The organism is Marinobacter sp. (assembly GCF_052091845.1).
In the GTDB taxonomy this organism is placed as follows: domain Bacteria; phylum Pseudomonadota; class Gammaproteobacteria; order Pseudomonadales; family Oleiphilaceae; genus Marinobacter.
In genome coordinates, this window is sequence record NZ_JBQDCO010000040.1 from 24040 (window position 1) to 30481 (window position 6442).

Here is a 6442-nt window from a genome sequence, read left to right on the forward strand (position 1 = left end):
TACCTGCTATTAATTAGTTGCCGGAGCCATCACGGATGTTACCGCTGCGGGGTTGGATAACCATCTCGACCCGGCTGGGGCCAGAGCCTGTATCCTCAACGCCTTCTGCGGTGACCACGCGCTGCTCGGTATCGTAATGAATAATGTCGCCGCGGAACACGTTGCCATTCTGCTCGATCACCGCTTCCCGCTCAAAGGTCAGTTGCTTGTCGGGCGCAGACCAGGTGATGTTTTTGGCTTTGGCATCGGTTTCGCCTTCGCCGTTGGTTACAGGTTGTTGATAGCGGGCCGGCGAGCCGGTGGCTTCAATGCGATTAAGACCTTCCACGCTGCGGTACAGCACTACCCGTTCTGCGGTCAGGCGGGTTTCGCCTTGCACCAGTTCAACAGCTCCGGTGTATGTGGCAATGCCCTTGCCGTCATCCAGGCGCGCACTGTCGGCACTGACGGTGATTGGCTTATCGGAATCAAGGTCAAAGGCACCAGCAGGGCTGGCAAGGAGCACCGCAAAAAAGGCCATCAGCAGCCTGGGTAAAGGGTTATTTAACAGTTTCATAGCGTCCTTTCACCTGGGAGTTGAGTTCCAGAATACGTTCGTCTATCCACGCTTTCATGCCTTTTGCCCGGGTAATGCCAACCTGGTCGGTTATTTCCACCGGGTCATCGGTGAAGACTATGCCTTGATTGTTGTCCAGGGTTAAGCTTTCTGTCACCAGGGTTGCTTTCCGGTCTCCGATATTCCGTACCACACGAACGTTGCCAGACAGATGCAGCATATCGTCCCCTTGCCGAAGTCGGCCTTGCTGTGCGTCCAAATCCCAGGGCCCATCGTCTGTTTTGCTATACAGTTTTGCGCTGGGCGAAACCATGGTGGCCAGGTCGTCTTCTTCAAACTGCTCAATGCGCGGGCTTGTAAACACAATCTTGCGGTGACCGGTTTCATCGTAGGAGGTGTAGCTGCCGTTGACCACAAAGCTGTCTGGCTCGGCTTCACCCCGTAATTGTTTTGCATCGCTATAGCTGGTGGCTGGTGGCTCGTTGCTGTGCCACAGCAGGTACACTGTACCGGCAAGGGTGGCAACCAGTGCCAGCATGCGCAGCCTTGGTCTGTTCGCAAGTGCCAGGGCAGAAAGCCGGCTGTTCTTCGTATTCCCAGCCACGGTCAGGGTTCCAGGTAAGGCGTTAATAAGGCATCCAGGTGGCCCCCGGCGGTCAGCAACAGATCGCACAGTTCACGCACGGCGCCATGGCCGCCTTTTGCCTGGGTGCAGTAGTCTGCATGCTCCCGCACCAGCCAGTAGCCATTCGGGACCGTTACGCCCAGGCCTGCGTAGCGAATGGCTGGCAAGTCAGGCAGGTCGTCGCCCATATAGGCGATGGCTGCAGCAGGCATGTCCAGTGTGTCCATCAATTCCTGCAAGGCAATCTTTTTATCCTCACGCCCTTGCATCAGGTGGGGAATGCCCAGGTCTTGCATGCGTTTTTCTGTCAGCGGCGAACGGCGGCCGGTAATTACGGCGACATGGATGCCTGCTGCCATAAGTTGCTTCAGGCCCAGCCCGTCCAGAATGTTGAAGCCTTTCAGCTCATCGCCCTTGGCGCTGAAGTAGAGCTTGCCATCGCTCATGATGCCGTCGACATCCAGTGCCACAAGTCTGACGTTTCTGGCCTTGGCTAGCAGGTCTGCTGGCCAGTTTTCTGCCAGCGGGCTTTTCGGGTCTGTCATTGGATGGCTCTTTTTACGTGGCTGATTAAATAACGCCGGCGCGAAGCAGGTCGTGCATGTTGATGGCACCTACCAGGGCGCCGTGATCGTCTACCACCGGGAGCGCGTTTATTTTCAAGCCCTCCATAACGTGAAGCGCCTCTGCTGCCAGCTGGTCTGGTTGAATGGCCCTGCCATTGCGGGTCATGACATCGCGCATGGGCGTCGTATGTACATTGATGGATTTGTCCAGGGTGCGGCGTAAGTCGCCGTCGGTGAAAATGCCACTCATGTTGCCCGCGGCATCCACAACCGTCGTCATGCCCAGCCCTTTGCGCGATATTTCCAGTAGGGCACCGCTGAGGGTGGTTTCTTCGCTGACCGAGGGAATGCGCTCGCCAGTATGCATAATATCGGATACCCGCAGCAATAACCTGCGCCCCAGGCTGCCGCCAGGGTGGGAGATGGCAAAATCCTCTGCGCTGAAACCACGGGCCTCCAACAGCGCAACGGCCAGGGCGTCGCCCATAACCAGGGTGGCAGTGGTGCTGGATGTCGGTGCCAGGCCAAGGGGGCAGGCTTCTGTTTCAACACTGACATCCAGATTGGCTGTCGCTTCTTTTGCCAGTGTTGAGTTTGCGTTGCCAGTCATGCTGATGAGTGGCGCACCCATGCGTTTAATCAGTGGCAAAATGGTAACCACTTCGCTGGTGTTGCCGCTGTTTGAAATGGCAATAACCACATCCTGGCTGGTGATCATTCCCATATCGCCGTGGCTGGCTTCCCCCGGATGAACGAAGAAGGAGGGCGTTCCGGTGCTGGCAAGCGTGGCGGCAATCTTGTGGCCAATGTGACCGGATTTGCCCATGCCAGTCACCACAACCCGGCCCTTACATGACATAATCACTTCGCAGGCACGTATGAAGTGGCTATCTATTCGATTTTCCAAAGCGCTGATCGCATCCCGCTCAATGCGGATGGCCTGAAGGGCGGAGTTCCGGAAATCGTCTGTTTTGCGTTCAGTCATCGGGCGAAGAACCTGCTTTCTCGGTAACTTTCTCTAATTGAAGAGGCGCGGTGGCTATTAGGTTGTCGAAGTATAACATTTCCCGCAACCAGAGCAGCGCGGTTACGGCAATTTCACCGCAGGGTATACTGTAACCTTGTGCCCGGGGTTCGGTGCAGTTGGTCATTGCCAGGCATTTATTTTGGAACCTATCGATTGAGCTTGGGCGCGGCTTCGCATAATGTAGCCGCTCCCGGAAAGCATAAGTACCATGGCCTTAAAGCCAGAAGCTATGGACTGACAGGTAAGGACTAAGCGTTTGGGCTCGTATATTTCATTGAAAGACGTTGTGTTTTCCCGCGCTGGGCGCCGTATTTTCGATGGTGTAACCATGGAGATCCCCCGTGGGAAAATCACCGCCATCATGGGGCCCAGTGGCACGGGTAAAACCACCCTGTTGCGCCTGATTGGTGGCCAGCTTCAGCCGGATTCCGGCAGCGTGATGGTCGACGGCCATTCCGTGCCGGATCTGCGCCGCAAAGAGCTTTACGCACTGCGGGAAAAAATGGGCATGTTGTTCCAGAGTGGTGCGCTGTTTACCGACCTCAGCGTATTCGAGAACGTCGCATTTCCCATGCGGGTTCACACCAGGCTGCCGGAGGACATGATTCACGACATTGTTCTGATGAAGCTTGAAGCGGTTGGCCTGCGCGGTGCCCGCACACTCATGCCATCTGAGCTGTCCGGTGGCATGAACCGGCGTGTAGCACTTGCCCGCAGTATCGCACTGGACCCCGAGCTGGTCCTGTACGACGAACCCTTTACCGGCCAGGACCCGATAGCCATGGGGGTGCTGGTTAAACTTATCCGCGACCTGAACAGCTCCATGGGGCTTACCAGTGTTCTGGTGTCCCACGATGTGAAAGAGTCCCTGAGCATTTGCCATTACGCCTGCATAGTTGCAGATGGCAAGGTGATTGGAGCCGGCACACCCGCAGAATTACAGGACCATCCTTCCGAACAGGTACAGCAGTTCCTGAACGGCCATCCGGACGGGCCAGTGCCCTTCCATTACCCGTCTGCCGGGGCGGTTGAAGATTTCGGTGTGGCCGGGGGTGTTTCGTGATCGACAGAATCGCTTCTCTCGGGCGCAACGGTATACAGCTTGTCTCAGCCTTTGGGCGCGCCGGCCGTTTCCTGGCAGGGGTGCTGTCCGGTATCCCGCGCCCGGCAACCGGCTTCCCGCTCTTAATCAAAGAGCTTTACTCGGTAGGCGTGCTGTCGCTGGCCATTGTGGTGGTGTCGGGGCTGTTTATCGGTATGGTTCTCGGCCTTCAGGGCTACACCATTCTCAGTGATTTTGGCTCTGAAGCGGCGATTGGCCAAATGATTGCGCTCACCCTTGTGCGAGAACTCGGGCCGGTTGTCACGGCTTTATTGTTTGCAGGCCGCGCCGGTTCGGCGCTAACCGCCGAAATAGGCCTGATGAAAGCCACCGAGCAACTTTCCAGCCTGGAAATGATGGGCGTAGACCCTCTGCGCCGGGTGATTGCCCCCAGATTCTGGGCCGGCTTTATTGCCATGCCGGTACTGGCCATTATTTTTTCCATGGTGGGTATCTGGGGCGGTATGCTGGTAGGCGTGGATTGGCTCGGCGTATTTGAAGGATCCTACTGGGGTAACATGCAGGCCTCTGTCGATTTCTTCGACGACGTAGTAAACGGCGTTATCAAAAGCATCGTATTTGGTTTTGTGTGCGCCTGGATTGCGGTTTACCAGGGCTACGATTGTGTACCCACATCGGCAGGCATCAGTTCGGCCACCACAAAAACGGTGGTGTATTCCTCGCTGGCGGTGCTGGGGCTGGATTTTGTGCTTACTGCCGTAATGTTCGGCAACTTCTGATTAACGACTGACGAGATAACACCGGGAGCCGGTAATGACACAAAGAACATCCGAAATCACAGTTGGCCTGTTTATGCTCGCCGGGTTGGCTGCATTGCTGTTTCTGGCACTGCAGGTAAGTGGGCTGACGCCAAAATCTGCCGAAAGCACCTATACGGTGTATGCGGATTTTAACGACACTGGCGGCATTACGCCCAGGGGCAGAGTGTCTATGGCGGGTGTCACAATCGGCAGTATTGAGTCCATCAACCTGAACACGGAAACATTCCAGGCGCGGGTAGCCATGTCTATCCACGGCGATGTAGACAATATACCGGCCGACAGCGCCGCAGTCATACGTACATCAGGCTTACTGGGTGAGCAGTACATTGATATATCCATTGGCGGGGACATGGAATCCCTTGAAGCCGGCGATACGTTTTATTCCACCCAGTCAGCCATGAACATCGAGCGACTGATCAGCAACTTCGCGTCTGGCAAGTAAGCCGGTTAACCGGCTGTGTGGCAGAACAGGAGAATTCACATGATGGCACTAACCAAACGGCTTTTCCTCGCATTAACTCTGATGGCATTTTGTGTGGCCTCAGCTCAGGCGGGGCCAGAAGAAGATCTGCAGCAGTACGTCGACAAAAACACCCAGCGGCTGGTGGACAAGCTCAATGAAGAGCGCGGGCTTTATGAGCGCGACCCCGAAGCCTTCTACAAAAACATGGACGAGGCGCTGGAAGGCTTCGTGGATTTTCGCAGAATAGCCGCGCGAGTAATGGGCCGTTATGCGCGCCAGACAACGATCGAACAACGGAACGAATTTGTAGCCAAGTTCAAGCGCAGCCTGTTTGACAGCTACGCCCAGGCCTTGGTGAGTGCCGACGATTTCCAGATAAAAGTTAACGACGCCACCATCAACCCCCGGAACGACAACCGCGCGTCTGTGGCCATGGAAGTAATTACCGCCGGCGGCAACCGGCACGCCGTAACCTACTCCATGTACCGCAAGAACGACAGCAACTGGATGATGGAAAACGTGATTGTTGAAGGCGTAAACATAGGCCTTTCTTTCCGGGATCGTTTTTCCCAGGAAATGGAAGCCAATCGCGGGCAGGTACAGGCCGTAATTGACGGGTGGGGCGATGCCGTCAAATCGCTCAACCTGGAAGACGAAGTGAATAACTCATGAGTGCAAGTGTGCCCCGTGCAAGGCTGGAGGCCGGCGTGCTGTCTGTCTCCGGCGCCATCAACGCGCACAACGTGGCCCAGGTACGAGCCGAAGGCGAAACACAGATAAAAGCCTATAGTGGCGACCTTGAGGTGGATCTTGGCGGTTTGACCACCACCCACAGTGTTATTCTCTCCATGCTGCTTTGCTGGGGCCGGCTGGCAGAAACGCACGGTGTGTTGCTGTCGTTTACCGGCGCGCCAGACCGCCTGGTTTCTCTTGCCGCTTTGAGCAATCTACAGGATTGGTTACAATCCCGCCCCTGATTTCATAAATACCCGAGGATTTACTATGGACGCCGCTCAAGTCACCGAACTGGTCAAAGAAGCACTGCCCGATTGCGATGTGCAGGTACAGATCGACGGTAACCATTACATGGTGGTGGTCGTAGGTGAGGTGTTTGAAGGCCTGTCGACCATCAAACGGCAGCAGCTCATCAATAAAGCGCTATTCCAGCAAATGATGGATGGCACTATTCACGCCCTTCACCCGAAACCGTTTACACCGGCTGAATGGGCCGCGCGCCAAGGCTGAACCGCTCGCACAAACAGGATCACTATTGTGGATAAACTTTTAATCCGGGGCCGTAAGCCCCTGGACGGCGAAATCC

General features: G+C 55.8%; 10 protein-coding genes. 6 read left to right on the forward strand and 4 right to left on the reverse strand.

Going from position 1 to position 6442, the window contains the following annotated elements:
* Positions 1 to 13: 13 nt before the first annotated feature.
* The 4 genes from lptA to ACTHYN_RS12750 are packed head-to-tail and all read right to left on the reverse strand — an operon-like array spanning position 14 to position 2732.
* A complete protein-coding gene (lptA, locus tag ACTHYN_RS12735) occupies positions 14 to 556 on the reverse strand; it encodes a lipopolysaccharide transport periplasmic protein LptA (protein ID WP_441812813.1) in 543 nt (180 codons plus the stop codon).
* Positions 540 to 1160: an LPS export ABC transporter periplasmic protein LptC gene (gene lptC / locus ACTHYN_RS12740; RefSeq protein WP_441812814.1), complete on the reverse strand. Its 621-nt coding sequence runs from the start codon at positions 1158 to 1160 to the stop codon at positions 540 to 542. The genes lptA and lptC overlap by 17 nt, the downstream gene beginning before the upstream one ends.
* 2 nt (positions 1161 to 1162) lie before the next feature.
* On the reverse strand, positions 1163 to 1726 hold the full coding sequence (locus tag ACTHYN_RS12745; RefSeq protein ID WP_441812815.1) for a KdsC family phosphatase: 564 nt from the start codon (positions 1724 to 1726) through the stop codon (positions 1163 to 1165).
* A gap of 25 nt (positions 1727 to 1751) precedes the next feature.
* Complete coding sequence (locus ACTHYN_RS12750; protein WP_441812816.1) at positions 1752 to 2732, reverse strand: KpsF/GutQ family sugar-phosphate isomerase; 981 nt, start codon at positions 2730 to 2732, stop codon at positions 1752 to 1754.
* A gap of 298 nt (positions 2733 to 3030) precedes the next feature.
* Here ACTHYN_RS12750 and ACTHYN_RS12755 point away from each other — a divergent pair, with 298 nt between their 5' ends.
* From ACTHYN_RS12755 to ACTHYN_RS12780, 6 genes are read left to right on the forward strand one after another with little or no spacing between them, the layout of a single operon-like run.
* Entirely contained in the window at positions 3031 to 3837 is an 807-nt protein-coding gene (locus ACTHYN_RS12755; protein ID WP_441812817.1) for an ABC transporter ATP-binding protein, read from the forward strand.
* Positions 3834 to 4616: a lipid asymmetry maintenance ABC transporter permease subunit MlaE gene (gene mlaE / locus ACTHYN_RS12760; protein ID WP_441812818.1), complete on the forward strand. Its 783-nt coding sequence runs from the start codon at positions 3834 to 3836 to the stop codon at positions 4614 to 4616. The genes ACTHYN_RS12755 and mlaE overlap by 4 nt, the downstream gene beginning before the upstream one ends.
* A 34-nt stretch (positions 4617 to 4650) precedes the next feature.
* Positions 4651 to 5100 carry an outer membrane lipid asymmetry maintenance protein MlaD gene (gene mlaD / locus ACTHYN_RS12765; RefSeq protein ID WP_441812819.1) on the forward strand — a complete coding sequence of 150 codons (450 nt, stop codon included), beginning with the start codon at positions 4651 to 4653 and terminating at the stop codon, positions 5098 to 5100.
* A gap of 39 nt (positions 5101 to 5139) precedes the next feature.
* Positions 5140 to 5793 (forward strand): MlaC/ttg2D family ABC transporter substrate-binding protein, encoded by a 654-nt coding sequence (locus ACTHYN_RS12770; RefSeq protein WP_441812820.1) that lies wholly within the window; start codon positions 5140 to 5142, stop codon positions 5791 to 5793.
* Positions 5790 to 6098: an STAS domain-containing protein gene (locus ACTHYN_RS12775; RefSeq protein WP_441812821.1), complete on the forward strand. Its 309-nt coding sequence runs from the start codon at positions 5790 to 5792 to the stop codon at positions 6096 to 6098. The genes ACTHYN_RS12770 and ACTHYN_RS12775 overlap by 4 nt, the downstream gene beginning before the upstream one ends.
* Positions 6099 to 6123: 25 nt before the next feature.
* Positions 6124 to 6366, forward strand: coding sequence for a BolA/IbaG family iron-sulfur metabolism protein (locus ACTHYN_RS12780; protein WP_441812822.1), 243 nt, complete (start codon positions 6124 to 6126; stop codon positions 6364 to 6366).
* Positions 6367 to 6442: the final 76 nt, after the last annotated feature.

What these genes read in the sequence shown, in the direction of transcription:
- ACTHYN_RS12745 (WP_441812815.1), bottom strand. Translation starts at nt 1,726, where the DNA reads ATGACAGACCCGAAAAGCCCGCTGGCAGAAAACTGGCCAGCAGACCTG.
- lptA (WP_441812813.1), bottom strand. Translation starts at nt 556, where the DNA reads ATGAAACTGTTAAATAACCCTTTACCCAGGCTGCTGATGGCCTTTTTT.
- mlaD (WP_441812819.1), top strand. Translation starts at nt 4,651, where the DNA reads ATGACACAAAGAACATCCGAAATCACAGTTGGCCTGTTTATGCTCGCC.
- ACTHYN_RS12750 (WP_441812816.1), bottom strand. Translation starts at nt 2,732, where the DNA reads ATGACTGAACGCAAAACAGACGATTTCCGGAACTCCGCCCTTCAGGCC.
- ACTHYN_RS12780 (WP_441812822.1), top strand. Translation starts at nt 6,124, where the DNA reads ATGGACGCCGCTCAAGTCACCGAACTGGTCAAAGAAGCACTGCCCGAT.
- ACTHYN_RS12775 (WP_441812821.1), top strand. Translation starts at nt 5,790, where the DNA reads ATGAGTGCAAGTGTGCCCCGTGCAAGGCTGGAGGCCGGCGTGCTGTCT.
- ACTHYN_RS12770 (WP_441812820.1), top strand. Translation starts at nt 5,140, where the DNA reads ATGATGGCACTAACCAAACGGCTTTTCCTCGCATTAACTCTGATGGCA.